The organism is Corynebacterium sp. HMSC072A02, from assembly GCF_001810085.1.
GTDB classification, from domain to species: Bacteria; Actinomycetota; Actinomycetes; order Mycobacteriales; family Mycobacteriaceae; genus Corynebacterium; species Corynebacterium hesseae.
Window position 1 is genome coordinate 1 of sequence record NZ_KV799814.1, and the last position, 26,487, is coordinate 26,487.

Genomic DNA, 26,487 nt, shown 5'->3' on the forward strand with positions numbered 1-26,487 from the left:
GAACCACCCGACAGCAGCTAACACCCACAGCCACCAAACGCAGCAACGGCAGAAAGGAAACAGCTAACCACCAGTGACAACACTGCCACCCGCGGACCACATCAAGGCACGCGGGCATATCGGCGATCCTTGAGCACGATTAACGCGCTTCCCGCCGGGAGTTAAGCCCTTAAAGGGCCAAACCCGCCAACCGGATAAAGGTTAACGGGCACATCGGTGATCCCTAGTCGCAATCCATGTCGAGACTCCCACACACGCGGACTACTCGGAGGAGCTCCACGGCTCCGACTCCGCGAGGATGAGGTCCTTTATGGTGCCGAACGTGTGCATGGTGCCGCGTGAGAGGTGGACACGGAAAGGCTTTTCCGACTTCGCCCTCCTCGATGCGGTGCCAGGAGAAGTCGGTGCGGACGAGCTCTCGATTCTTGCGCTCGATGATGTGCAGGCCGTGGTCAAGGAGGATTGTTTCCGCGTCGGTACGGATGAACCACACGCGGTCCCCCACGCTTCGGCGCTTGAGGCCTGACAGGGCTCGATGGTCCTCGCGCAGGCGGGTGACGGACTCGACAACACCGAAGCGGTGCTCAAATCCCTCGGCATCAGCTATGACGAGCAGCCGGCCTGGACCGACAGGCCGCAGCGCAGAAACTCGCCAAGCCACCGGCTGCCCGAGCTGGCCATCCTTAGACACGGGGCGTACAACCGCCACACAATCGGACGGAGAAGTGGGCTCGATGTTCGCCCGGTGTTGAGTCGGGGCTGGTGCGGTGGACGGCTGCGTCGAGGTGGATGCGGTGGGCACCTGAGGAGCCAACGTCACCCGGTGAGATGGCGTGATGACGAGCCAGAGGCCTTCGGAGACGAGGTTGGCGTCGAGAGGCACAAGCGGTGGGTGGACGGCGGCCATGGACTCCAAGCGGGCCGTGAGCTCGTCGTCAGGCACGCCCCAGCCGTACCCTTCAGCCGCCAGCATGCCGAACAGGGTTCCCAGGGGAAGATCCGGCTGACCTTCCCACGCAGCGCGCAAGGCGGCGAGGGTGCGGTCAATGCGGGTTGGGTCAAACATGATTCCTAAGCCTAGTCGGCCCGCGATCACCAAAGCCGCCCAACCCCAACAGGGATTGAGCGGCTTTCAGACCTGCTAATCAGGAAGGGTCTTAGGCCCTAGCGAGAATTAGTCGAGGATCTTGGTAACGCGGCCAGCGCCGACGGTGCGGGAGCCCTCGCGGATAGCGAAGCGCAGGCCCTCGTCCATAGCGACCGGCTGGATGAGCTCTACGGACATCTCAACGTTGTCGCCCGGCATAACCATCTCGGTGCCCTCAGGCAGCTTGATGACGCCGGTAACGTCGGTGGTGCGGAAGTAGAACTGCGGACGGTAGTTGTCCATGAACGGGGTGTGGCGGCCGCCCTCTTCCTTCTTCAGGACGTAGACGGAACCCTCGAACTTGGTGTGCGGGGTGTAAGCGCCCGGCTTGATGACAACCTGGCCACGCTCGACGTCCTCACGCTTGGTACCGCGCAGAAGCAGACCACAGTTGTCGCCAGCCTCGGTGTAGTCCATCATCTTGCGGAACATCTCGATACCGGTAACGGTGGTGGAGGTAGCCTTGTCGCGGATACCGATGATCTCAACGTCCTCGTTGACGTTCAGGGAACCACGCTCAACACGGCCGGTAACAACGGTACCGCGGCCGGTAATGGTGAAGATGTCCTCGATCGGCATCAGGAACGGCTTGTCCAGCTCGCGCTCCGGATCCGGGATGGAGTCATCGCAAGCCTGCATCAGGTCAACGATGGACTGTGCCCACTTCTCGTCACCCTCGAGAGCCTTGAGAGCGGAGATGTGAACGATCGGAGCTTCCTCGTCGTAGTCCTGCTCGGCGAGCAGCTCGCGGATCTCCATCTCGACGAGCTCGATGATTTCCTCATCGTCAACCATGTCGCACTTGTTCAGTGCAACGAGGATGTACGGAACGCCAACCTGGCGAGCGAGGAGCACGTGCTCACGGGTCTGCGGCATCGGGCCATCGGTTGCAGCAACAACCAGGATGGCACCGTCCATCTGAGCAGCGCCGGTAATCATGTTCTTGATGTAGTCGGCGTGGCCCGGGGCGTCCACGTGTGCGTAGTGGCGCTTCGGGGTGGAGTACTCAACGTGGGAGATGTTGATGGTAATACCGCGCTCCTTCTCCTCAGGAGCCTTGTCGATCATGTCGAAGGCGAAAGCGGTGTTCTCCTCCGGGTAAGCGTCAGCCAGAACCTTGGTGATCGCTGCGGTGGTGGTGGTCTTGCCGTGGTCGACGTGTCCGATGGTGCCGATGTTCACATGCGGCTTCGTACGCTCGAACTTCTCCTTTGCCACTGTTTGTCCTCCTGGACTCTATGGCGGCTACGTATTTCGCAGCCACGTGGTTTGTATTGCCATTGGCACTTCGAGCCGAAGCTCATAAGCGCTAATGACGCTTTCTTACGTGCCAGTTACACGATCCTAGATTTATGCCGCAGTTTTTTCAAACTGCCCAAATAGGAGGTAACCCCGCCCATCAGGTGCGGACGTTGACCCTCGACAAGAATCAATTTAAAGGATCCTGGGAGGGTAACGGCCGGCTCAACGCGCAAAATGTTTACGCACTCAGCGGACCGCTACCTCCCCAGCGCTGGGGCTGGTGCCTACTGGCGAAGACTACCAGCCCCACAAGGCAGGGAGTCCATCGGACCCCCCTTAAACCTTAGGCCTTGGCGCCGGTGCGCTCCTCGATGATGGCCTGTGCCACGGAGGACGGAACCTCAGCGTAGGAATCGAAGACCATGGTGAAGTTTGCACGGCCTGCGGTGGAAGAACGCAGGTCGCCGATGTAGCCGAACATCTCGGACAGCGGCACCTTAGCCTTAACCACCTTGGCGCCGGAGCGGTCCTCCATAGCGAAGACCTGGCCGCGGCGGGAGGAGATGTCACCGTTGACGGTGCCCATGTACTCCTCCGGGGTGACGACCTCAACGGCCATGATCGGCTCGAGCAGAACCGGCTTTGCCTTGGCGACGGCTTCCTTGAGGACCTGAGAACCGGCCAGCTTGAAGGCCATCTCAGAGGAGTCGACGTCGTGGTAAGCGCCGTCCTCGAGGGTGGCCTTGATGTTCACCAGCGGGAAGCCAGCGACGAAGCCGTACTGCATAGCGTCCTGGATACCAGCGTCGACGGACGGGATGTACTCCTTCGGAACGCGGCCACCGGTGACGGCGTTCTCGAACTTGTAGGTTGCGGACTCGCCCTCTTCCAGCTCTTCCGGATCCGGGTTGTACGGCTCGATGGTGACGATGACCTTTGCGAACTGACCGGAACCACCAGTCTGCTTCTTGTGGGTGTAGTCCAGGGACTCGACCTTCTTGCGGATGGTCTCGCGGTAGGCAACCTGCGGGTTACCGATGTTTGCCTCAACCTTGAACTCGCGCTTCATGCGGTCCACCAGGACGTCGAGGTGGAGCTCGCCCATACCGCCGATAACGGTCTGGCCGGTCTCTTCGTCGAGCTCGACGGTGAAGGTCGGGTCCTCGGCAGCCAGCTTCTGAATAGCGGTACCCAGCTTCTCCTGGTCGGCCTTGGTCTTCGGCTCGATGGAGACCTTGATAACCGGGTCCGGGAAGTCCATGGACTCCAGGATGATCTGGTTGTCCTTGTCACACAGGGTGTCACCGGTGGTGGTTTCCTTCAGACCAATGACGGCGTAGATGTTGCCGGCATCCGCCTGCTCCACCGGGTTCTCCTTGTTGGCGTGCATCTGGAACAGCTTGCCGATGCGCTCCTTCTTGCCCTTGGTGGAGTTCATAACCTCGGTGCCCGGCAGAACCTGGCCGGAGTACACGCGGGTGAAGGTCAGCTGACCGAAGAACGGGTGAGCAGCAATCTTGAAGGCCAGTGCGGAGAACGGGGATTCCACGGACGGCTTACGGGTGATGACCTCATCCTCGTTGCCCACAGCGTGGCCGGTGATCTCACCGACGTCGAGCGGGTTCGGGAGGTATGCCACGACGGCGTCGAGAAGCGGCTGGATGCCCTTGTTGCGGTAAGCGGTACCACACAGGACCGGGTAAATCTCAGAGGCGACGGTCATCTTGCGGATGGCGGTCTGGATTTCTTCCTTGGTCAGCTCCTCGCCACCGAAGTACTTCTCCATGAGGGCCTCGTCGGACTCAGCAACGGCCTCGAGCAGCTTCTCGCGGTACTCCTCGGCCTTCTCCTGCAGGTCGGCCGGGATCTCCTCGATGGTGGGCTCAGCGCCGGTCTCGACCTTGCCGCGCCAGGTCACGGCCTGCATGTCGATGAGGTCGACGACGCCGTCGAAGTCATCCTCAGCGCCGATCGGCAGCTGCAGAACCAACGGCTTAGCGCCGAGGCGGTCGATGATGGTCTGGACGGTGAAGTAGAAGTCCGCACCCATCTTGTCCATCTTGTTGACGAAGCAGATACGCGGAACGTCGTACTTAGCGGCCTGACGCCACACCTGCTCGGACTGCGGCTCGACGCCTTCCTTACCGTCGAAGACGGCAACAGCACCATCGAGAACACGCAGGGAGCGCTCAACCTCAACGGTGAAGTCAACGTGGCCCGGGGTGTCGATGATGTTGATCTGGTTGTTCTTCCAGAAACAGGTAACGGCGGCGGACGTAATGGTGATGCCGCGCTCCTTCTCCTGCTCCATCCAGTCGGTGGTGGAAGCACCGTCGTGGGTCTCGCCGACCTTACGGTTGATGCCGGTGTAGAAGAGAATACGCTCAGTCGTAGTGGTCTTACCAGCATCGATGTGAGCCATGATGCCGATGTTGCGGACCTTGTTCAGGTCCTTAAGCACTTGTTGTGCCACAGTAAATACCCCAACTTAATTGTCGTCGACGCCCGAGCCAGCTTGTGACCGACTCACATAAAATGACGTCTTCATGGATAGGTCTTGGTCTATTTTGCCACGTCCAGGCTTTCGCGTCAGCGTGAGGTCGCAGGGCTTTAAGCCCTACGCCATAAAAAATGGCCCGAACAACGCTATTAAGGTTTAGATTCCGCACCGACTAGCGTGCGCTGCTCCGCCGAAGGGAGCGCGTGCACGCACTGTCAGCGCAGGTAAACGATGATATCGCTGTTCGAGCCATAATGCCGTGTGGCGGGTTATACCGCAGGTATTACCAGCGGTAGTGGGCGAAGGCGCGGTTGGCCTCAGCCATCTTGTGAGTATCCTCACGACGCTTAACGGAAGCGCCCAGGCCGTTGGATGCATCGAGGATCTCGTTTGCGAGGCGCTCGATCATGGTGTTCTCACGACGCTGGCGGGTGAAGGTCACCAGCCAACGCAGAGCCAGGGTGTTGGAACGGGCCGGCTTAACCTCAACCGGGACCTGGTAGGTAGCGCCACCGACACGGCGGGAGCGAACCTCGAGGTCCGGGCGGATGTTGCCCAGGGCCTTCTCCAGGGTGCCGACCGGATCGGTGCCGGTCTTCTCGCGGCAAGCCTCGAGAGCACCGTAGACGATGCGCTCAGCGGTGGACTTCTTGCCGTCCTGGAGGATCTTGTTGACGAGCATGGTGACCTGCTCGGAGTTGTAAACCGGGTCCTTAACTACAGGACGCTTCGGTGCAGCATTCTTACGCATTGTTGATTACTGTCCCTTCTTTGCGCCGTAGCGGGAACGAGCCTGCTTACGGTCCTTCACGCCCTGGGTATCCAGTGCGCCGCGGATAATCTTGTAGCGAACACCCGGGAGGTCCTTCACACGACCACCGCGGACGAGCACCATGGAGTGCTCCTGCAGGTTGTGGCCCTCGCCCGGAATGTAGGCGGAAACCTCGATACCGGAGGTCAGGCGCACACGGGCAACCTTACGCAGAGCCGAGTTCGGCTTCTTCGGGGTGGTGGTGTACACGCGGGTGCACACGCCGCGGCGCTGCGGGGAGCCCTTCAGGGCGGCCGTAGCAACCTTGGCCTTCTTGTCGTGGCGGCCCTTGCGGACCAGCTGCTGAATAGTTGGCATAAATCTAGTCTTTCTCTATGACTTCGGCTTGAACTGACCGTGTGACTCGCCCAAACATGCAAAAATAGGGGCTCTTCTCCGGGGCCCTACCGCATGTCCAGAACGCTCCTCAACCAGATGCCGGCTGAGATATCGATCAGACTTTTCATCCATAAAGATGAAACCTTGGACAGACTACCACCAGCGCGCTGATCCGCCCAAATCCGGACTGTGGCTCCCCCAGTTGCCTCAGCAACCGGCGCGAGCTAGCACCACTCCCAGGTCAGGTCCGCGTCTACTGCGCGCTCGGCAAAGTGCTCTTTTTCCTGCCGCTCCCACGTTTCGAACCACTCTTCATAACCGGGGTCACGCTCGAGGGCGCGCTCGCGGCGCTTCTCGCGTGGGCCGTCGATGCGCACGGTCACCACGGAGCCACGCTGCTTGGCGACGTCCACGGTGGCCCCAGTGACTGAACCCACGCCCTCGACGATCAGATCATCGCGCTCATCCACGCTGGCCCAATCCTTCGGCGCGTTGGCCTCCCAATCCCAACGCCAGTACCCCGGATTGTTTTCCCGCAGCACTTGCTCCGCCACCATGGCGGAGCCTTCTTCCAACCCGTGCCACCCAGGGTAGAACTCGTCCAGGTGGACTACCCGCCACCCAGTACGCTCCGCCAGGGCCGCAGCGGTCCAGGTCTTGCCGGCGCCGGAGGGGCCGTCGATAAGCACGGTGACCGGGCGCATCGGGCGCTTGCGCGCTGCCGCGAGCGACAGCACATCGTTTAAGAGCCTGTCCATCTCCGCGGCGTGAGTTTGGGCAGTGTCCTTACCGCCTTCCCGATGGTCCGTGCGGTCCGTGTCCTGCATGTGTTCTTTCACCACTTCTGGGTACGTCTAGCGTGCAGCGTTGCGAGAGTTCGTCCTAGAGTCCGAAGAATCTCCAGGACCCACTGAGAACCGAAACTACCACCGGAAGCGCCGCGAGGCCGGCTCCCACCACCATGGCTAGCCAGTCCCGCGCGACTAGGCGGGAGGGCCGCGCCCACGTGCGCTGGCCACCGCCCGGCGGGGTGCGGCCAAATCCGCGCGCCTCCATCGCCGTGGCCAGCTTGCCTCCACGGCGCAGGGCTAGCACCAACAGGCCGAAGGACATGGTGATGAGGTGCTTGATGCGGCCTTCGTCGCTCAGCCCACGCGCGCGCCGCGCCATGGCGAGGTACTGCCAGTCGGATTTGAACAGCGTCATCATGCGCACCCCGGCCACCGCCCCGATGACAAACCGGGAGGGCAGCTTGAGGATCTGGGAGAGGGCGTCGCCAAGCTCCGTCGGGTCAATATCCCGCGCCAACACCACCATGGGCAGCGCCACCGCCAGAACGCGCAGGGTGATGGCGAGGGCCAGCTCCAGCGAGTTATCCGTGACCGTCATCAGCCACCAGCTGAAGTACTCCCGCCCGCCGGGCTCGCCATAGAGCAGCATCGAGATTCCCGACAGCGGCGCAATAAGAAACAGGAACCACCCTGCCTTAAACAACCGCGTCCACGACACCCCACACAGCGGCGCGAAGAGCAACGTCATTCCCAAGGACACGGCCGCGGAGACCCAATCCACGGAGAGCAACAAGGGCGTAACCCACACGAACATCAGGAAGATGCGCGTTAGCGGATTCATCCCGCGCAAAAGATCTGTACTAGCCACGGCTCACCTCCACTCGGTGGTCCCCCAACGCGGAAATGAACAGCGGGTCGTGGGTCACCGACGCAATCGTCGTCCCCTCATCCGCCATGCGCCGCAGCAACCCCACCAACTCAGTGAAGGTGTGGGGGTCTTGACCGAAGGTGGGCTCATCAAGGAGCAGCACCTCCGGCGCCGTAACCAACGCCGTGGCCACGGACAACCTGCGCTTCTCCCCTCCGGAGAGCGTAAACGGATTAGCGTTGAGCACATGCCCCAGACGCAGCGACTCCACGAGCTGATCAATACGCTTCTCCGGCACCTCGCGGCGCATGACCCGCGGTGCCACGCGCAGCTCCTCCGCCACCGTACGAGCGACGAACTGGTGCTCAGGGTTCTGGAAGACGAACCCAATACGGTCCGCCAACTCCCGTGACTTCCACGTCAGCGGCGAGCCCTTCAGCCCCCGCCGCACGTACTCCGCCACACCAATCTCTCCGGACACTGCCGGAAGCAACCCCGCCACCGTCATCAGCCACGTGGTCTTGCCCGCACCATTCGGCCCAGTAATCACGGTGGACATCCCCCGCGGCAACGCGTAGCTGCGCGGCGGCCCGAAGCGGGTGACCAAGTCCGTGCTCCACAGCGCCGCCGGTTCCGACTCTGCCGCTTCCGGCACGACCCCAATGCTGCCTGACGCCGGCCCATCAATCCCCCGCGCCCGCGGCAAACCGCTAATAGAGCGCGAAGCCACAACAGACTCCACTGGACCGTCAGCGACGATGCGCCCATCCTTCAGCTCAACCGCTCGGTCGAGCACCCCCTTCCACGCCGCGTGCTGGTGCTCCACCACGATGAGCGTGGCACCCGTGCGCTCCACCATGGTGGATACCGCTTCGATGACCTCGCGCGCGCCCTCTGGGTCGAGGTTCGCCGTCGGCTCATCGAGCAACACCATGCCCGCACCCATCGCAATAACACCGGCCAAGGCTAAACGCTGCTTCTGCCCGCCGGAGAGCTGCTCAGTAGGAAATGACAAGTCCACCGATGGCCCCACCATCGATAGCGCCGCCGTCACCCGCTGCCAAATCTCCGAGCGCGGATACGCCAAGTTCTCACAGCCAAAGGCCACATCATCACCCACCCGCGCGGCAATCACCTGCGAGTCCGGGTCCTGCAGGACCAACCCCACCGGAATCGTGCGCCCGGGTGGCTCGACGTGACCGGAGGAATCCTCCAGAAGAATCTCGCCTACGCGTGTGCCTTCATCATCACCGCCCAGCACACCTGCAATGGCCGCCAGCAACGTGGATTTCCCGGATCCGGAATCACCACACAGCAGCACCTTCTCCCCCGGCGATACAACCAAGTCAATATCCGCCAGCGCCGGCGCACGCCTCCCCGCGTGCGTCCAGCCATAGCCACGAGCCACAAGCTTCGTGGCCCCAGTACTACCCAGATCAGCCATCAACTAAACCAACACTTAAACCAACACTCGTCTAAGCCCTGTGCTGCTCGCGCCCAACCGCGAAGCGGTCCAGCGCACCGGTCTTTGCAAGTGCCTGAACCACGAAATAGCCCACGGCTCCCGCCAACACAGCCCCGGAGATGCTCAGCGTCACCAGGTAGATGATGTTGAACTGCAGGGTCTTGCCCAGGTTTCCGGAAGTAAACAGCTCCAGCACGAACGCACCCCAGCCCGCAGCCATGCCGCCAAGCATCGCAATGCTCAGGCCAAAGCGGCGGTACAGGAAGATAGCCAAGACAATCTCCACACCAATGCCCTGCGCAATACCGGAGTACACGGTGCTCGGCCCCCACTGGGAGCCCAACACCGCGGACACGATGGCCGCCAGCAACTCCACGTATAGTGCCGCACCCGGCTTGCGGATAATCAGGCCACCAACGACACCACCGATCAACCAAATACCGGTAGCAATACCACCCAGGCCCGGCGTGAGCGCATCCATAGCCTCAAACCAGGCGTATCCCACCGTGTTCCATGCCAGGAACACGAATCCGCACGCCACCCCCAGCACCGAAGCCACCACGATGTCAACAATGCGCCAGTTCAGTTTGCGCGGGGCAGCACCATTCGCAGTCGCGCCGCCATTAACAGACGCGCCATGAGAGACAGAGTTCATTATTCCTCCCTTTCGCCGGCATTATCCGGATCAGGTTCGACGGTTCGCCGCTGCAACGCGGCGTCTCAGCCTCCTCAGCCAACCCATGCAAAGCCCGGAAAATACAAGTGAAGTGAAATCGGACTAAGCACAATCGGGATCAACGAGGAAGCACCCGTGACGATGTGTAATTAAAGCCACCAGCTGCCAAAAGCGCTGGCTAGATGCTCTTTAAAAGCATAGTCAGCTTAGCAAGCCCCACCCACAAGAGCACATCTACCTCTACCTGATGTGCAAAGCCGCATTAGGACTCTCTCTGCAGAAAACGAAAGCACCCCGCCGCGTCCTCTGACCTACGCGACGGGGTGCCTGCACACCGGCAAAACTCCGGTGCCATGAGCCTCCACTCTTACAGCTTAAGGAAAGGAAAAGCTTCGGCAGAGACCCAAGACTATGTGAAATAGCGTTGTGTATTTCGGAATTATCAAACAAACACAATCAAACAATGAACCGCACCGCGCGTACCCTGAGCACTTCCGCACCTACAGAGAAGCGGAAGACCCGCGCTTCACACGGCCATGCAATGGTGAGGAGGCGCGGGTCTTCGGTTCCCTTGGCGTCGAAGGACTAGAAGGTGTAGTCCTCCTCCAGCGGGACGGAAGCGCCGGTGAACTCACCGAAGCCATCGTCGCCGTAGATGGAGTCACCGTAGGTCGGGATGGAATACGCAGCATTGCGTGCGGCCTCAGTCGGCTTGACGCTGATGTTGCGGTAGCGGGAAATACCCGTACCAGCCGGGATCAGCTTACCGATGATGACGTTCTCCTTCAGACCAATGAGCTGATCCGAGCGCTTGTTGATGGCGGCGTCGGTAAGCACACGCGTGGTCTCCTGGAAGGAGGCCGCAGACAGCCAGGACTCCGTAGCCAGGGAGGCCTTGGTGATACCCATGATCTCACTGCGCAGCTGTGCCGGCTGGCCGCCCTCAGCAACCTGAGCGGCGTTAACCTGCTTGGCCTCAGAGAGGTCAATGAGGTTGCCCGGGAGCAGGTCGGTGGTACCGGCGTCGATGACGGTACCGCGACGCAGCATCTGGCGGATGATGATCTCGATGTGCTTGTCGTGGATGGCCACACCCTGTGCACGGTAAACGGCCTGAACCTCGTCGATGAGGTGCTTCTCCACACCGCGGCGGCCGAGGACCTCCAGCACGTCGTGCGGGTCAGCCGCACCGCGCATGAGGCGGTCACCGGTGGTGACGTGGTCGCCGTCGCGAAGCGAGCGCTCGATCATGGCATCCGGGTTGGACTCCATCGGGCGGCGGACCTGAGCCAGGCCCTGGCGCTTCGACAGCTTCTCGTAGACCACGTTGTCGGAACCGTCATCCGGGGTGATGGTCAGCGTCCAGAAGTTGCCCTCATCGGACAGGGACACGGTGCCGTCGACGGAAGCGATAGGAGCGCGGTTCTTCGGGTTACGGGCCTCGAAGAGCTCCTGAACACGCGGCAGACCGCCGGTAATATCGCCACCGACACCACCCTGGTGGAAGGTACGCATGGTCAGCTGAGTACCCGGCTCACCAATGGATTGTGCGGCCACGATGCCGACTGCCTCGCCGATATCGACGAGCTTGCCGGAGGCCATGGACTTGCCGTAGCACTTCGCACAGACACCGGCCGGGGTCTGGCAGGTCAGCACGGAGCGGACCTTGATTTCCAGAACGCCAGCGTTGACGATCTTGCGGCTGAGCTCCTCGGTCAGGTCCGCGCCTGCCTCAGCGATGACCTCACCGTTTTCATCCTTGACGTCGTTAGCCACGACGCGGCCGGATGCGGAGGTCTCCCACAGCTCGTGCAGGTCGTAGGAACCTTCGGCGATCTCGACGCCGAGCGGGACGCGCACGCCCTGACGGGTGCCACAGTCCTCCTCGCGGACGATGACGTCCTGCGCCACGTCCACCAGACGACGGGTGAGGTAGCCGGAGTCAGCGGTACGCAGAGCGGTATCCGCCAGGCCCTTACGGGAACCGTGCGAGTTGTTGAAGTACTCCAGAACCGACAGGCCTTCACGGAAGGAGGTCTTAATCGGACGGGTGATGTAGTCACCCTTGGAGTTCACAACCATGCCCTTCATGCCGGCCAGGGTCCAGATCTGACGCATGTTACCGGCAGCACCGGACTTCACGATCATCGGAATCGGGTTGTCGTCGGGGTACAGCTCCTCGACGGCGTTACCCACGGTGTCCGTGGCGTCCTTCCACAGCTCAACCAGGCGGTCGTAGCGCTCGCGCTCGGTCAGAGCACCCTGCTCCCAGTACTTGCGCTCGATGCGCTCGGCTTCCTTCTCGTAGGACTCGAGCACCTCGTGCTTGTTCGGGAGGACCAGCACGTCGTGCATGGTGATGGTCACGCCGGAACGGGTGGCCCAGTAGAAGCCAGCGTCCTTCATCTTGTCCAGAACCTGGGCAACGGTGATCATCGGGTACTTCGCGGCGAGGTCATTAATGACGTCACCGAGCAGCATCTTGTTGCCGGCGCCGCCCTTACGGACCATGACGCCCTCAAGGTACGGGTAGTTCCACGGCAGCAGGTCGTTGAACATGATGCGGCCCAGGGTGGTCTCAGCGAGCCATGCCTGGCCCTTCTGCCAACCATCGGGGAAGTGCTCTGCCTCGATGTCTGCCGGCGGGCGCAGGTGGGAGATGCGGACCTTGATCGGGGCCTGCAGGCCCAGAACGCCGCGGTCGCGGGCCATGATGGCCTCCGCGTAGGAGGAGTACACGCCCTGCTCCGGACGGTCCTCCGTGGCGGGGCGGTAACGGCCCTCGCCGCCGATCTCGTCCTCACCCTTGTCCATGGTGAGGTAGTACAGGCCGGTAACCATATCCAGACGCGGCATAGCCAGCGGCTTACCGGAGGCCGGGGACAGGATGTTGTTGGAAGCCAGCATGAGGACGCGTGCCTCAGCCTGTGCCTCGGCGGACAGTGGCAGGTGGACTGCCATCTGGTCACCGTCGAAGTCGGCATTGAAAGCCTCACAAGCCAGCGGGTGCAGCTGGATGGCCTTACCCTCGACGAGCTTCGGCTCGAAGGCCTGGATACCCAGGCGGTGCAGGGTCGGTGCACGGTTCAGCATCACCGGGTGCTCGGAAATGGCCTCTTCGAGGACGTCCCACACCTCGGGGCGCTGGCGCTCCACCATGCGCTTGGCGGACTTGATGTTCTGCGCGTAGTCGTTTTCTACCAGGCGCTTCATGACGAAGGGCTTGAACAGCTCCAGGGCCATGAGCTTCGGCAGACCACACTCGTGCAGCTTGAGCTGCGGGCCGACGATAATCACGGAACGGCCGGAGTAGTCCACGCGCTTACCCAGCAGGTTCTGGCGGAAGCGGCCCTGCTTACCCTTGAGCAGGTCAGACAGGGACTTCAGCGGGCGGTTGCCCGGACCGGTGACCGGACGGCCGCGACGGCCGTTGTCGAAGAGGGCGTCAACGGACTCCTGCAGCATGCGCTTCTCGTTGTTCACGATGATCTCGGGAGCACCGAGGTCGATCATGCGCTTGAGGCGGTTGTTGCGGTTGATCACGCGACGGTAGAGGTCGTTGAGGTCGGAGGTGGCGAAGCGGCCACCGTCCAGCTGCACCATCGGGCGCAGCTCCGGCGGGATCACCGGGATGGCGTCGAGCACCATGCCGGCCGGGTCGTTGCCCGAGCGCAGGAAGGCCGCGACGACCTTCAGGCGCTTGAGGGCACGCATCTTCTTCTGGCCCTTGCCGTTGTTAATGATCTCCTTGAGAACCTCAGCCTCGGCCTCGAGGTCGAAGTTGCGGATGAGGGTCTGGATGGCCTCAGCACCCATGCCGCCGGTGAAGTAATCCTCGTAGCGATCAACGAGCTCTTCGTAGATGGTCTCATCGATGATCATCTGCTTCGGAGCAAGCTTGATGAAGGTATTCCAGATTTCGTCGAGGCGAGCAACCTCGCGCTCACCGCGCTCGCGGATGTGCTGCATTTCCTTGTCGGCAGCGTTCTGGACCTTGCGGCGGGCGTCGGCCTTGGCGCCGGCGGCCTCCAGCTCGGCCAGATCCTGCTCTAGCTTGGCAGCGCGCTCAGCGATCTCTGCCTCGACGTCATCCTCCACGTCCTTCTTCTCCAGCAGCATTTCTGCCTCCAGAGTGGACTGGTCATTGTGGCGAGCTTCCTCGTCCACGGAGGTGATGATGTTGGCAGCGAAGTAGATGATGCGCTCAAGGTCCTTCGGAGCCAGGTCCAGTAGGTAGCCCAGGCGGGAAGGAACACCCTTGAAGTACCAGATGTGGGTAACCGGCGCGGCCAGCTCGATGTGGCCCATGCGCTCACGGCGCACCTTGGACTTGGTCACCTCGACGCCACAGCGCTCACAGATGATGCCCTTGTAGCGCACGCGCTTGTACTTACCGCAGGAGCACTCCCAGTCGCGGGTCGGGCCGAAGATGCGCTCACAGAAGAGGCCGTCCTTCTCCGGCTTGAGGGTGCGGTAGTTAATGGTCTCGGGTTTCTTGACCTCGCCCTTGGACCAGCGACGGATGTCCTCGGCCGTGGCCAGCCCGATGCGGAGCTCGTCGAAGAGATTTACGTCAAACACGTAATGTCTCCCTTTCATCCCCCGTCAGGGGGAAGTTGATGGCTTTGTATGTAGGTGGTGTTTCGTTATGCCCGCCGCCAGTAAATGCGGCGGACCAAGAAGCTAGGCGATGTCTGCGTCGGAGCGCTCGTCGCGGGACAGGTTAATGCCCAGGGACGGAGCGCCGTCCATGTCATCATCGTCGGAGCCGGACAGTTCCATCGGGGTGCCGTCGGTGGAGAGAACCTCCACGTTCAGGCAGAGGGACTGCAGCTCCTTGAGGAGGACCTTGAAGGACTCCGGGATACCCGGATCCGGGATGTTGTCACCCTTGACAATGGCCTCGTAGACCTTGACGCGGCCGACCACGTCATCGGACTTGATGGTCAGGAGCTCCTGCAGGGTGTAGGCAGCGCCGTATGCCTGCATTGCCCACACCTCCATCTCACCGAAGCGCTGGCCACCGAACTGTGCCTTACCACCCAGCGGCTGCTGGGTAATCATGGAGTACGGGCCGGTGGAGCGAGCGTGGATCTTCTCGTCGACGAGGTGGTGCAGCTTGAGCATGTACATGTAGCCGACGGAAACCGGGTACATGTACGGCTCGCCGGAGCGGCCGTCGAAGAGGCGGGCCTTACCGTGCTCATCCACCATGACGTCACCATCGCGGTTCGGCTTGGAGGAAGCCAGCAGTCGAGAGATCTCCTCGTTGGTGGCACCGTCGAAGACCGGGGTTGCGGTCAGGGACTCCGGCGGGACGTCGTAAAGCTCTTCCGGCAGGGTCTTGAGCAGCTCGGCGTTGGCCGGGTCCTCGGTGTCGATCTTCCAACCGGCGTGTGCCAGCCAGCCGAGGTGAACCTCGAGAACCTGGCCGATGTTCATACGACGCGGCACACCGTGGGTGTTCAGGATGATGTCCACCGGGGTGCCATCCTCCATGAACGGCATATCCTCCGGCGGCAGGATCTTGCCCACAACGCCCTTGTTGCCGTGGCGGCCGGCGAGCTTATCGCCGTCCTGGATCTTGCGCTTCTGAGCCACGTAGACGCGGATCATTTCGTTGACGCCCGGGGCTAGGTCGTCGTCATCCTCGCGGGAGAAGCGGGAGACGCCGATGACCTTACCGGTCTCACCGTGCGGCACCTTCATGGAGGTATCGCGGACCTCGCGGGCCTTCTCACCGAAGATGGCGCGCAGGAGGCGCTCCTCCGGGGTCAGCTCGGTCTCACCCTTCGGGGTGACCTTACCGACGAGGATGTCGCCCGCGCGGACGTCGGCGCCGATGCGGACGATGCCGCGCTCGTCGAGGTCACGCAGAACGTCATCGGAGACGTTCGGGATCTCGCGGGTGATCTCCTCCGGGCCCAGCTTGGTATCGCGAGCATCGATCTCGTGCTCCTCGATGTGAATCGAGGTGAGGATGTCCTCCTCCACGATGCGCTGGTTGAGGATGATGGCGTCCTCGTAGTTGTGGCCTTCCCACGGCATGAAGGCAACCAGCAGGTTGCGGCCGAGGGACATCTCACCGTTGTGGGTACCGGGGCCGTCGGCAAGCACCTGGCCTGCCTCGACACGCTCACCCAGGGAGACCAACGGGGTCTGGTTGTAGTTGGTGTTCTGGTTGGTGCGCTCGAACTTGCGCAGCATGTAGGTATCGCGCTGACCCTCATCATCCATGATGGTGATGAGGTCGGCGGTGACGTTCTCCACCACGCCCGCCTTCGGGGTGATGATGAGGTCACCAGCATCGTAGGCAGCGCGCTGCTCCATACCGGTGCCCACGTACGGGGCTTCGGAGCGCACCAGCGGCACGGCCTGGCGCTGCATGTTCGCGCCCATGAGGGCACGGTTAGCGTCGTCGTGCTCGAGGAACGGAATCATGGCGGTAGCCACAGAGACCATCTGGCGCGGGGAAACGTCAACGTAGTCAACGCCGGCGGCGTCGGTCACGCCGATATCGCCGTCCTTGAGGCGGACCTCGATGCGGTCGCCGGTCAGGGTGCCGTCGGCAGCCTTCTCAACCTCGGCCTGCGCGATGGCGTAGCGATCCTCTTCATCGGCGGTGAGGTACTCCACCTGGTCGGTGACCTTGCCGTCCACAACCTTGCGGTACGGGGTCTCGATGAAGCCGAAAGCGTTGACGCGGGCATAGGAAGCCAGGGAACCGATCAGACCAATGTTCGGACCCTCAGGGGTCTCAATCGGGCACATGCGGCCGTAGTGCGAAGCGTGAACGTCTCGCACCTCGATGCCGGCGCGCTCACGGGACAGACCGCCCGGGCCCAGCGCGGACAGGCGGCGCTTGTGGGTCAGGCCGGACAGGGAGTTGTTCTGGTCCATGAACTGCGAGAGCTGGGAGGTACCGAAGAACTCGCGGATGGCGGCGGAGACCGGGCGGACGTTAATCAGGGAGGTCGGGGTAATCGACTCCGCGTCCTGGGTGGTCATGCGCTCGCGGACGACGCGCTCCATGCGGGACAGGCCCACGCGGACCTGGTTCTGGATGAGCTCGCCCACGGTGCGCAGACGACGGTTACCAAAGTGGTCGATGTCGTCGGTGTGGATGGCGATCATCTCACCGTTCGGGGCCTTCATCTCACGCTCACCGGCGTGCAGGCGCACGAGGTACTCGAGGGTGACGGCAATGTCTTCCTCGGTCAGGGTCATCAGACCGTCGTGGTCACCGCCCAGGCCGAGCTTGCGGTTGACCTTGTAGCGGCCAACCTTGGCCAGGTCGTAGCGCTTAGCGCGGAAGAAGGAGTTATCCAGCAGTGCCTGCGCGAGGTCGCGCGTGGGCTGCTCGCCCGGGCGCTGCTTGCGGTAGATCTCCAGCAGAGCCTCGTCGGTGTTGGCCACGCCATCGGACTCGAGGGTGGACATCATGAGCTCGGAGAAGCCGAAGCGCTCCTTGATCTGCTCCTCGGACCAACCCAGGGCCTTGAGCAGCACGGTGACCGGCTGGCGACGCTTGCGGTCGATGCGCACGCCAACGGTGTCGCGCTTGTCGACGTCAAACTCGAGCCACGCACCGCGGGAAGGAATGACCTTCACGGAGTGCAGCGGGCGCTCGGTGGACTTGTCGATGGTCTGGTCGAAGTACACACCCGGGGAACGCACGAGCTGCGAGACGATAACGCGCTCGGTGCCGTTGACGATGAAGGTGCCCTTCTCAGTCATCATCGGGAAATCGCCGATGAAGACGGTCTGGGACTTAATCTCCTGGGTGTCGTTGTTGATGAATTCTGCGGTGACGTACAGTGGCGCCGAGTAGTTGATGTCCTTCTCTTTGCACTCGTCCACGGTGTTCTTCACCGGCTCGAAGCGAGGCTCCGACAGGGACAGGGACATGTTGCCCGAGTAGTCCTGGATCGGAGAAAGCTCCTCGAGGATATCCTCAAGGCCGCTCGTCACGCGTGCGTCTTCGCCGCGCTCTGCCTGCTCGCGCTCACGCCACTCGGGGGTGCCGATGAGCCACGCGTAAGAATCGAGTTGTAGATCAAGGAGGCCCGGGACAGCGATGGGCTCGCTGATTTTAGCGAAGGAGTATCGCTTCGGGGCTCCAGGGATGTTGGCCACTGACTTGGTCTGGCGGGAGACTGCCAAGATGGGTCCTTCCAGTACCTCTGGCGGATTGCCTCCCCACCCTGGCCGGTGAGGTGCAAAACCGCTGGTAGATTTAGCATTCGGTCTGCTGTGGAACGACTGGGTTTAGAATGCACAAAATCACCTTGTCAAGTCGGTTTTGCCATCACCGCTCGAAAGGCTAAATGTGCACTAAAGATCCAGATTCCAGCGCAACGAAATAGCCTATAGCATAATGGCGGCCTTGTAAAGGCGAAACGTGCCGTCGGCGTGTCGCTTCGGAGATCCGCACGCGCGGGCCTCTAGCACGCGCGGCTAGCGGGAGTGGCGGTTGGTGGGACGGCGAAAAGCGCCCAGCGCCCCAAGCAGCACCAGAAGCGCGCCAACGCCAAGGCCACCCCAGCGCACCCACTGCCCCACAGCACTCCGCGGGAAGCGCTCAGCTTGCTGGAGCATCTCCGCGCGAGATTCCTCATCAGTTGCACCATTGAAGGCGAACTGCACCTCGCGCTCGTTGCCCTCGCGGTCTGCCCAGTAGTCCTTGATATCGACGTCCATGCCCACGACGAGTCCGGTGGCCTGGTCTACAAAAAGGTCCCGGGTTGCGGCGTGGAAGAGGTAGCCCTGCTCGGTAGAGTCGTCCTCATTACTCAGCGTGGTGGTCGTGCTACCGGCATAGAGGGTGGCCACGTTGGTGGCCTCCACTTCCTGGTGGTAGCGGTAGACCGTGCGGCCGTCGATATCGAGGGATTCCTCGAAGACGGCGTCGGCCGCCTTGCGCAGGACCGGGTCGAAGACTGGGTAGGTGGTCTGCTCAGCATCGGCGGGCAGCTTCAGCCAGTAGCCCTCGACGGGCACCTCCGCCGTGGGCGAGCCCATGGTATGGGAGAGCGCCGCCGGTCCCGTGGCCTCACCGCTAAGGCGATCGACGGGATAGTTCCACACGCGCGCAAAGCTCAAGTCCTCCACGTTGCCCGTGCCGCCGCGGATGGCGGACTCCCCCACTCGCAACGTTGCGGTGTCCTTATCCGCCGGATCCTGGATGTCCATGTTGAGCTGATAGGTCATCGGCCCCTCGTACTGCGTAACGCCCTCTGCGGACAGCGCCTGCGCGGTGGCGCTGTCATCCTGCATCGTCCACGTGGTGTTCTTGATATCCAGCGGCAGGCGCGGGCTAAAGCTCAAGAAGCTCGACGCCGCCAGGCCGGCGGCGATCAGCGCAACGCCGAGGCCGAGCAGGAGGACGGAGAAGATGCGGGACTTGGGCAGCATGGTGGCTTATCCTACCGATTCGTTTGTTCAAAACACATTTCCCAGGAGGGTGCGTTTCAGTTTTGTGCAGCTGCGGTGAGACTGCACCGACCCCGAGGTGACCGCAAGTCAACTGATTCTATGAGTGAGAGTCGACTTCTTCTTTGTGATTCCACGGAACGATGGCGCTGATATCCGTGGTCTGGCGAGCTTTCCACAGATCGTATTCCTCTTGGAGTCCGAGCCAGAACTCCGCGGAATTCCCAAAGTAAGCCGACAAACGCAAAGCCATATCGGCACTGATACCGAGCGCCCCGCGGGTAATTTTGGAAACTTGGGAACGGGTAGTGCCAATGTCACTGGCCAGGCGATACTGGGTTATTCCGCAGGGTTTGAGGAATTCTAGGAGAAGGATCTCTCCGGGATGCGGAACGGGAACAACATCAACATGAGCGCGTGCTTCAGTGGTAGTCGATAAAGTCAACGTCAACAGCTCCTTCGGGTGTCCACTTGAATATGATGCGCCACTGCGAGTTGACGCGAATTGAGTAGTAGCCCTCAAGGTCACCCTTGAGCCGCTCCAACCGGTTTGCTGGTGGAATCCGAAGGTCCGTGACATTTACAGACCGCCCAATCATAAGTAACTTGCGGCGCACTACTGAACGCAATTCCGATGGAATATATCGCGGCGGCACACCATCCTGATGGAACCGCTCGAGACTTCTACGCCGAAACTGCACACCCCAATAGTGTCTCCTTTTGACCCTAGTGTCAAGACCTGACACGCAATGCTTAGAAACCGCCGGGCCACCGGGGTCCCGACAAAACGGGAACAACCCCGCACCGCGTAAAAGCGGAACAGGGTTGTTGGCGCGCAGCGAGTGCGCTGCGCGGGAAAGCTGAGTAATTCAGGTGAATTACTTGAGCTCGACGGAAGCGCCAGCCTCTTCGAGCTTAGCCTTAGCAGCCTCAGCGTCGTCCTTGGAAGCACCCTCGAGGATAGCCTTCGGAGCGGACTCAACGAGCTCCTTAGCTTCCTTCAGGCCCAGGCCGGAGACGATCTCGCGGACAGCCTTAATAACGCCGATCTTCTTAGCGCCAGCGTCGGTCAGAACGACGTCGAACTCGGTCTTCTCTTCCTCAGCAGCACCGCCGGCAGCCGGGGCACCAGCAGCAACGGCAGCAACCGGAGCAGCGGCCTCAACGTCGAAGACCTCCTCGAATTCCTTAACGAACTCGGAGAGCTCGATGAGGGTCATTTCCTTGAAAGCTTCAATGAGCTCGTCCTTGGTGAGCTTAGCCATGATTGGCATCCTTTCTCATTGTGCCTGGCCACCCTAGGCGGCCAGAAAAGTGTGTGTGTTTAAGTTGTGCGCCTTTAGTTGGCGTCTTAAGCTTCCGCAGCCTTCTTGTCCTGCAGGGCCGCAGCGGTGCGGACCATCTTGGTTGCAGGAGCGTTGAATACGGCGGCAGCCTTTGCCATAGAACCCTTCATGGCGCCAGCCAGCTTTGCGAGAGTGGTCTCGCGGTTGTCCAGCTTGGCGATGGCCTCAACCTGGTCGGCAGACAGAGCGTCGCCGTCCATGTAGCCACCCTTGATAACGAGTGCCTTGTTGTCATCAGCGAACTTGGTGATGACCTTCGCAGCATCCACTGCCTCGCCCTTGATGAACGCAATAGCGGTCGGGCCAGTCAGCTGCTCGTCAAGACCCTCGATGCCAGCTTCGTTGGCAGCGATCTTGAAAAGGGTGTTCTTGGCGACGGAGTACTCAACGTCAAAGCCGAGATTGTTACGCAGCTCCTGGAGCTGACCCACGGTCAGGCCACGGTACTCGGTGAGCACGATGGAGTTAGCGCCATCGAGCTTCTCCTTCAGCTTTGCCAGGTCTGCGGTGTTCTTCGGGTTTGCCATTTTCTACTACGCCTCCTTTCGAAACATCTCTTGTGTTTTCCGCCGGGACCTTTCCCACCTCGGTTGTCGTTAACGACAACCGAAATAACAAAAGCCCCGTGCAAGAGCACAGGGCGCGCGCGGAAATCCGCGGTAATTCGCAAAGTGTCTCCTGCGTGGGCCGCCCTCTAGAGCGAGGAACCTTCGATCCGATATTCCGGATGACCGACGGTCTTCGGTGAACTTTGACTCGACCTCTTCAGGGCCGTTCAAACTTCGCTAGCTACTCTACAGCCTGCACGGGCCAACTCCAAATCGCGGTCCTGGGGCTTTGCCTTAGTGCCCTTTAGTTCTTGAGCACACCGCGCGGAACGATGACGGGGGCATCGCTGCGAGGATCCTCCCAGATGTCCACATCGATGCCATAGGCCGCCGCCAGCACCTCTTTGGTCAACGCTTGCTGCGGCGTGCCCCGCGCGATGACCTCGCCGTTGTTCATGACCACCATGGTGTCTGAGAACTGCCCAGCCAGCATGAGGTCGTGCAGCACGACGACGACCGTCTTCCCAGCGCGCGCTTGCTTGCGGACGAGCTCCAAGACGCCCATCGCGTGGGCGGGATCGAGGAAGGTGGTGGGCTCGTCGAGAAGCAGCACCGGCGCGTCCTGAGCCAAAGCCAGCGCGAGCCACACCCGCTGACGCTGGCCGCCCGACAGCGCCGCGATATCGCGGTCGATGAAATCGGTGATGCCTGTCTCCACGCAGGCCTGCGCGATGATCTCGTGGTCCTGCGCTGACAGTCCCCTTCCCCACCCAAGGTGCGCGTACCGCCCGCGGGCAACGAGCTCGCCGACGCGCAGCCCATCCGGCGCCATCGGGTGCTGGGGAAGCAAGGCCACGTGGGCCGCCGCTTCCTTCGGGCTCATGGAATGCACATCCAACTCGCCAATGCGCACGCTTCCCTGCCGGGGGCGAAGAATCTTCGACAAGGTCTTCAGCAACGTCGATTTCCCGCAGCCGTTGGGGCCGATGAGCGTGGTGACCTCCCCTGGTTGAGCCGCGAGGTCAACCCCGGAGAGAATATCTTTCCCGCCCTGATAACCGGCATGGATGCCTTGGGCCTTCAGCTCGCAACAGTTCATGATTTTCATCCTTTCCGCCTTGCGGCATTCCACACCACGATGACCAGGGCGGTGCCGCCGATCACTGAGGACACAGCACCCACCGGCGCGTCCATCGGGAGCGCCCCGGCCACCACGGCGCAGGCGCTTAAGAGAGCCGCACCAGCAGCGCACGACACCACCGGTGAAGGAGTGGGGGTTCGGGCGATCATGCGTCCGAGGTGTGGGGCCAGCAGCGCGATAAAGCCGATGGGCCCCGCCACGGACACGGTCACCGCGCATATTCCGGTGGCCGCAATGAGGAGCGCGGTGCGCGTCCGCGTGATGTCCACGCCCAAGGAGAGTGCCGAGAGATCATCATGGGCTAGCAGCGGCAGCTCCCGGGCACGCCACGAACCAAGCAACACGAAAGGCGCCAGTCCCACGAGAAGCGGAACAATGACGTCCATCCGCACAAAGCCCGTGGTTCCCGCCAGCCACAGCTGGGACTGTGCAGCACGGAGGAGCTCCGCAGCGCGCAAGAGATACGCCACCATGGCTTGGAACAGCAGCGATAGCGCGATGCCGACGATGACGATGCGGTTGCTCGTGCCGAGCCCGCCAAGCGCCACCAGCAAGATGGCCGCCAACACCGCCCCCAGCAGCGCGAGCCCCGCCCGCCACCAGAACACGGAGACACCCTCTGCGAGGAGCGGCCGGGACATCACCGTCCCGATGACCACCATCACCGAAGCCCCACCGGTCACACCAAGGATGTCGGGGGAGGCCAGCGGATTGCGCGACATCGACTGCGTCCACGACCCCGCCAAGCCGAGCGCGGCGCCCACGATGAGGGTTGCTAGCGCGACGGGCATGCGCAGATCCCACACAACGCGGATTTCGCTTCGGCTCCCACCACCGTTGAGGATCTCCAGAACCCGCCCCGGACTCAGCCCCACGGGGCCTTGCCCGAGCATCAGGACGTAGGAGACTGCCGCGACCAGCACAAAGAAGCAGGTGGCTGACCATATCCATATCCGGCGCTGTCGCTGTTGGGAACGCAGGCGCTTGGCGACGTCCCCCTTCACCCCATAACTCATAGCTTCTGCTCCCCTCGGCGCACGGCCCAGATGAGGAAAGGTGCGCCCACGAAAGCTAGGACGATAGACATCTCCAACTCCGAGGGACCAGCTATAAGCCGGCCTAAGATATCCGCAGCCAGCACGGAACAACCGCCCAGCAGCGCGGCGGGGGCAATCATGGCGGCAACCGCCGGACCTGTACACCGCCGGAGGAGGTGGGGGACGGCAAATCCCACGAAAGCGATGGGGCCTGCCGCAGCGGTAGCGCATCCGGCCAAGACAACGATGCTTAAGGCAGCGCCACGGCGCGCCAGTGCCGGCGAGCTACCTAAGGCAACCGAAGACTCCTCACCCATGGCCAATAAGTCGAGCGGGCGCGCCACACTCGCGGCAATGATGAGCCCGACGAGCAGACCACCGGCTGCAATCGCAACCTCCCCGGGGCCGCGCCCAAACGTGGAGCCGATGGTCCAGCGGCGCATGCTGTCGAGCACATCCGTGGAATACAAGCCGATCAGCATGGCGCCAGAGCTTAAGGCAGCCGATACTCCTGCACCCACGAGGAGCAGCGTCAGGGAATCAGGAAACCGCCGGGAAACACCCAGAACCACTACCGTGGCCAAACCGGCTCCCACCAGGGCGAGCGCCGTCCGCATCCCCAGCGAGGTGGCAAGACCCAACGCCGTCCCGAGCGCAACAAGGAAGGAAGCTCCCGCAGTGATACCAATGAAGCCGGGATCGGCCAAGGGGTTCTTGGTCCACGTCTGGGCGATGACACCGGAGACCGCAATGGCTGCACCCGCGAAGTACGCCAAGAACGTGCGCGGCATACGCAAGTCCCACACGATATTTTCTATCTCCGGCTGGCTTTCATGGAAGAAGGCGGGAAGGAGCTCGGACAAGGCGATGGACCGCGATCCCACCATCAGCGAGCAGGCGAGGAGGAGCAGTGAAACCACAACCAGAGCGGTGGTGAGGAGCACGCGTCCCCTCCCCCGCGAATCTAGCTCGCCGCGGGTGGCCCCGGCGTTTCTCGGTAATGCGAGCACTTAGAGTTGCTCTTCAAACTTATCGACAGCCCAAGGAATGGTGAGCGGGTTCGGCATGCTCATGGCGTTGCCGGTATCCGTTTCTAGGTAGCGGACGCGGCCATCCTTGACCACGTCCAGGCCTTGGAACGTCGAATCCTTCTTCAGCTCGTCGACTGCACCGTTGTAATCCAAGACGAACAGGTAGTCCACGTCGTTGAGCTGGGAGTAGTTCTCTGGGGCGTAGTCCACGAAGAAGCTCGAGCCATCACCCTCCAGCTCCTGCGGAATCTCAAAGCCAAGGTCTTCGATGAACTGACCGCGGCCATCATCGGAAGTGTAGAGGCCCAGCTTTCCGTCATAGGGCATGACGATGGCCGCGCGTTTGCCGTTAAGCTCCGGGTGAGATTCCTTGAATTTATCGAAGGCGCCTTGCGCCTTGTCAATAAGCTTGTCACCCTCCTCTTCCTTCTCAACGGCAGAGGCGATGGTCTTAACCTGCTCTTCCCAGGGAACCTGCCAGTCTTCGAAGCCCTCCGGCTTGATGGTCAGCGGCGCGATCTCCTCGAGGGACTTCTGCGCTTCCTGGTCCACTGCCTGATTGACAGCAATGATCTGCGTGGGGTCCGAAGCCGTGACCTGCTCAAGAACATCGGCCGTGAACCCAGAAGCGGTGTTATAGATAACCTCAGGCTGGGCATCTCCCAGAAGTTCTTTCGCCCATGGGCCCACACCGGAGGGATCACCATCGCCCTGCGCTCCCCAGGGCGCTACGGCAACGGGGGTGATTCCGAGCGCGAGGACAGTATCGGCGTCGCCAAGCCCCAGGCTGGCAACCCGCACCTCCTCAGCGCTGCCTGCACCCGCACTGTCCTCACCGCTTCCGCGCGAGCACCCCGTCAGAGCAATCGCTGCCGCCGAGACAATCGCGAGCACGGCTTTCGCGCGCCGGTGAATAGCAACCATGGAATTAACCTTTCCTTCGATGGGAACGAGCACACAAGCCGTCACACCCCAAATCTATTTGAGGCAAGCCTAACCTCTGCTTTATGATGGATTCAAATTTCCCTTATACCTAGGACCAATTCCTTTGACGCATCACCGCTTATTACCCGTTACCCTCACGGGGAATACCCGCCTCAAGCCGCGGCTGCACCGCCTTACTTTTCACTCGCCCGCCTTCGGCTCCTATCCCCTCGCCGGGCCTGATGAGTATTTTGGGCTCCTCATGCCCCAGGACGGGCAGGAGTTTTCGCTCTTCCCAGTTGAGGATGCCAATGTGCGCGCCGCCGTCACTGGCTTGCCCGACGACGTTCGCCCGGCGTTGCGGTGGTACACAATCCGCAGGCTCAACCACGAAGCCTGCACCATCGATGTCGACGTGGTGACCCATGGCGATAATGGTCCGGGCTCGCGGTGGATCCGCAAGGCCCAGCCCGGGGATACCGCCGGAATCTATACGGGGCAAGCACGGTGGCAGGCACCCAAGAAATCACAGCTGTTGCTCGCGGACGCCTCCGCTCTCCCAGCACTGTGGCACATCCTGGAGCACTACGAAGCCTTCTCACCGCAAACCTTGAGCGGCGTCGACGTCGTTGCACTGATTGCAGACGACTTCGAAATTGAAGACGGCTTTGAAAAGACGTGGCGCGGCAAGGTTCGTTCGCTCACCATGGTTGCCGCCCCGCACGAGGAACACAGCGCACGTGCCGTTCAGCTTCTTAGTGCTCGTTTCTCCGCGGATACAGCTCCGGATTCAGTGTGGGTATCTGGCGAAGGGGACCTGGCCAAAGAAGTGCGCTCATTGGCGGTGCACGACTGGGGAGTGCCGCGCGAGGACGTCATCTGGTCCGTGTACTGGATGAACGGCAAGCCGCGGCCCTAAAGCACCCTTCGCCTTAGTGCCTGCTGCCAGGCGATCTTGATGTCCAGTGCATGAGGACCAAAGTATTGGCACCTTATACAGAAGAGTGCATGCATTCACCTGGGCTTTTCGAAATTCAGCGCTGCACATGGTGTCTTTAGTCTGGTCCCCCTTCCCCTCTTCCAGTCACGCGCCTCAGGTGCGCTGGGAAGTTAGCCCCCGGCTGAGGATGGCTTAAGGGACATTTCGTGTGGATAAACCGATACGGATTCCCGGGGCAGCCTGGGATAA

21 protein-coding genes and 1 riboswitch are annotated in these 26,487 nt (G+C 61.8%); of the genes, 1 reads left to right on the forward strand and 20 read right to left on the reverse strand.

The genetic code is table 11. The annotated features are described in order from the left end of the window. Positions 1-223 precede the first annotated feature (223 nt). The 20 genes from HMPREF2698_RS01940 to HMPREF2698_RS02030 all read right to left on the reverse strand — a co-directional run bounded on the left by HMPREF2698_RS01940 (position 224) and on the right by HMPREF2698_RS02030 (position 25,298). On the reverse strand, positions 224-1,066 hold the full coding sequence (locus tag HMPREF2698_RS01940; RefSeq protein WP_246819413.1) for a hypothetical protein: 843 nt from the start codon (positions 1,064-1,066) through the stop codon (positions 224-226). A 108-nt stretch (positions 1,067-1,174) separates the two neighbouring features. Further along, positions 1,175-2,365 carry an elongation factor Tu gene (gene tuf, locus HMPREF2698_RS01945; RefSeq protein ID WP_070521778.1) on the reverse strand — a complete coding sequence of 397 codons (1,191 nt, stop codon included), beginning with the start codon at positions 2,363-2,365 and terminating at the stop codon, positions 1,175-1,177. Between the two features lie 367 nt (positions 2,366-2,732). Then, positions 2,733-4,862: an elongation factor G gene (gene fusA / locus HMPREF2698_RS01950; protein ID WP_070530489.1), complete on the reverse strand. Its 2,130-nt coding sequence runs from the start codon at positions 4,860-4,862 to the stop codon at positions 2,733-2,735. Between the two features lie 310 nt (positions 4,863-5,172). Beyond that, entirely contained in the window at positions 5,173-5,640 is a 468-nt protein-coding gene (gene rpsG / locus HMPREF2698_RS01955; protein ID WP_070521784.1) for a 30S ribosomal protein S7, read from the reverse strand. Positions 5,641-5,646: 6 nt separating this feature from the next. Beyond that, positions 5,647-6,018: a 30S ribosomal protein S12 gene (gene rpsL / locus HMPREF2698_RS01960; RefSeq protein ID WP_005286791.1), complete on the reverse strand. Its 372-nt coding sequence runs from the start codon at positions 6,016-6,018 to the stop codon at positions 5,647-5,649. Positions 6,019-6,263: 245 nt separating this feature from the next. After that, the gene (locus HMPREF2698_RS01965; RefSeq protein ID WP_070561713.1) at positions 6,264-6,866 is read right to left on the reverse strand and encodes an isopentenyl transferase family protein; all 603 of its coding nucleotides are present in this window, start codon (positions 6,864-6,866) and stop codon (positions 6,264-6,266) included. A 55-nt stretch (positions 6,867-6,921) separates the two neighbouring features. Then, complete coding sequence (locus HMPREF2698_RS01970) at positions 6,922-7,671, reverse strand: energy-coupling factor transporter transmembrane component T family protein (protein WP_070561715.1); 750 nt, start codon at positions 7,669-7,671, stop codon at positions 6,922-6,924. 19 nt (positions 7,672-7,690) lie between these two features. Further along, positions 7,691-9,142, reverse strand: a complete 1,452-nt coding sequence (locus tag HMPREF2698_RS01975) for an ABC transporter ATP-binding protein (protein ID WP_070561717.1) — start codon at positions 9,140-9,142, stop codon at positions 7,691-7,693. A gap of 31 nt (positions 9,143-9,173) precedes the next feature. After that, positions 9,174-9,818 (reverse strand): ECF transporter S component, encoded by a 645-nt coding sequence (locus HMPREF2698_RS01980; protein WP_070561719.1) that lies wholly within the window; start codon positions 9,816-9,818, stop codon positions 9,174-9,176. Continuing rightward, a riboswitch (TPP riboswitch) is annotated at positions 9,808-9,925 on the reverse strand. Its footprint overlaps the gene before it by 11 nt. A gap of 499 nt (positions 9,926-10,424) precedes the next feature. Beyond that, positions 10,425-14,420, reverse strand: coding sequence for a DNA-directed RNA polymerase subunit beta' (locus HMPREF2698_RS01985; protein WP_070520942.1), 3,996 nt, complete (start codon positions 14,418-14,420; stop codon positions 10,425-10,427). Between the two features lie 102 nt (positions 14,421-14,522). Continuing rightward, on the reverse strand, positions 14,523-18,002 hold the full coding sequence (locus HMPREF2698_RS01990) for a DNA-directed RNA polymerase subunit beta (protein ID WP_070520944.1): 3,480 nt from the start codon (positions 18,000-18,002) through the stop codon (positions 14,523-14,525). A gap of 294 nt (positions 18,003-18,296) precedes the next feature. Then, on the reverse strand, positions 18,297-19,253 hold the full coding sequence (locus tag HMPREF2698_RS01995) for a cell envelope lipid trafficking protein PgfA (protein WP_070561721.1): 957 nt from the start codon (positions 19,251-19,253) through the stop codon (positions 18,297-18,299). 118 nt (positions 19,254-19,371) lie between these two features. Beyond that, complete coding sequence (locus tag HMPREF2698_RS02000) at positions 19,372-19,716, reverse strand: HigA family addiction module antitoxin (protein WP_319803279.1); 345 nt, start codon at positions 19,714-19,716, stop codon at positions 19,372-19,374. Next, on the reverse strand, positions 19,694-20,017 hold the full coding sequence (locus tag HMPREF2698_RS12840; protein ID WP_369815743.1) for a type II toxin-antitoxin system RelE/ParE family toxin: 324 nt from the start codon (positions 20,015-20,017) through the stop codon (positions 19,694-19,696). Before HMPREF2698_RS12840 ends, HMPREF2698_RS02000 begins: the two co-directional genes overlap by 23 nt. A gap of 132 nt (positions 20,018-20,149) precedes the next feature. After that, on the reverse strand, positions 20,150-20,536 hold the full coding sequence (gene rplL / locus HMPREF2698_RS02005) for a 50S ribosomal protein L7/L12 (RefSeq protein ID WP_070520955.1): 387 nt from the start codon (positions 20,534-20,536) through the stop codon (positions 20,150-20,152). Between the two features lie 86 nt (positions 20,537-20,622). Beyond that, entirely contained in the window at positions 20,623-21,144 is a 522-nt protein-coding gene (gene rplJ, locus HMPREF2698_RS02010) for a 50S ribosomal protein L10 (RefSeq protein ID WP_070520958.1), read from the reverse strand. Between the two features lie 325 nt (positions 21,145-21,469). Next, the gene (locus HMPREF2698_RS02015) at positions 21,470-22,273 is read right to left on the reverse strand and encodes an ABC transporter ATP-binding protein (protein ID WP_369815744.1); all 804 of its coding nucleotides are present in this window, start codon (positions 22,271-22,273) and stop codon (positions 21,470-21,472) included. Beyond that, positions 22,270-23,322 carry a FecCD family ABC transporter permease gene (locus HMPREF2698_RS02020; protein WP_070561725.1) on the reverse strand — a complete coding sequence of 351 codons (1,053 nt, stop codon included), beginning with the start codon at positions 23,320-23,322 and terminating at the stop codon, positions 22,270-22,272. Before HMPREF2698_RS02020 ends, HMPREF2698_RS02015 begins: the two co-directional genes overlap by 4 nt. Continuing rightward, entirely contained in the window at positions 23,319-24,287 is a 969-nt protein-coding gene (locus HMPREF2698_RS02025; RefSeq protein ID WP_256375525.1) for a FecCD family ABC transporter permease, read from the reverse strand. Before HMPREF2698_RS02025 ends, HMPREF2698_RS02020 begins: the two co-directional genes overlap by 4 nt. Before the next feature lie 66 nt (positions 24,288-24,353). Continuing rightward, a complete protein-coding gene (locus HMPREF2698_RS02030; protein ID WP_070561729.1) occupies positions 24,354-25,298 on the reverse strand; it encodes an ABC transporter substrate-binding protein in 945 nt (314 codons plus the stop codon). 124 nt (positions 25,299-25,422) lie between these two features. Here HMPREF2698_RS02030 and HMPREF2698_RS02035 point away from each other — a divergent pair, with 124 nt between their 5' ends. Continuing rightward, positions 25,423-26,217 carry a siderophore-interacting protein gene (locus HMPREF2698_RS02035; protein WP_070561731.1) on the forward strand — a complete coding sequence of 265 codons (795 nt, stop codon included), beginning with the start codon at positions 25,423-25,425 and terminating at the stop codon, positions 26,215-26,217. Positions 26,218-26,487 lie beyond the last annotated feature (270 nt).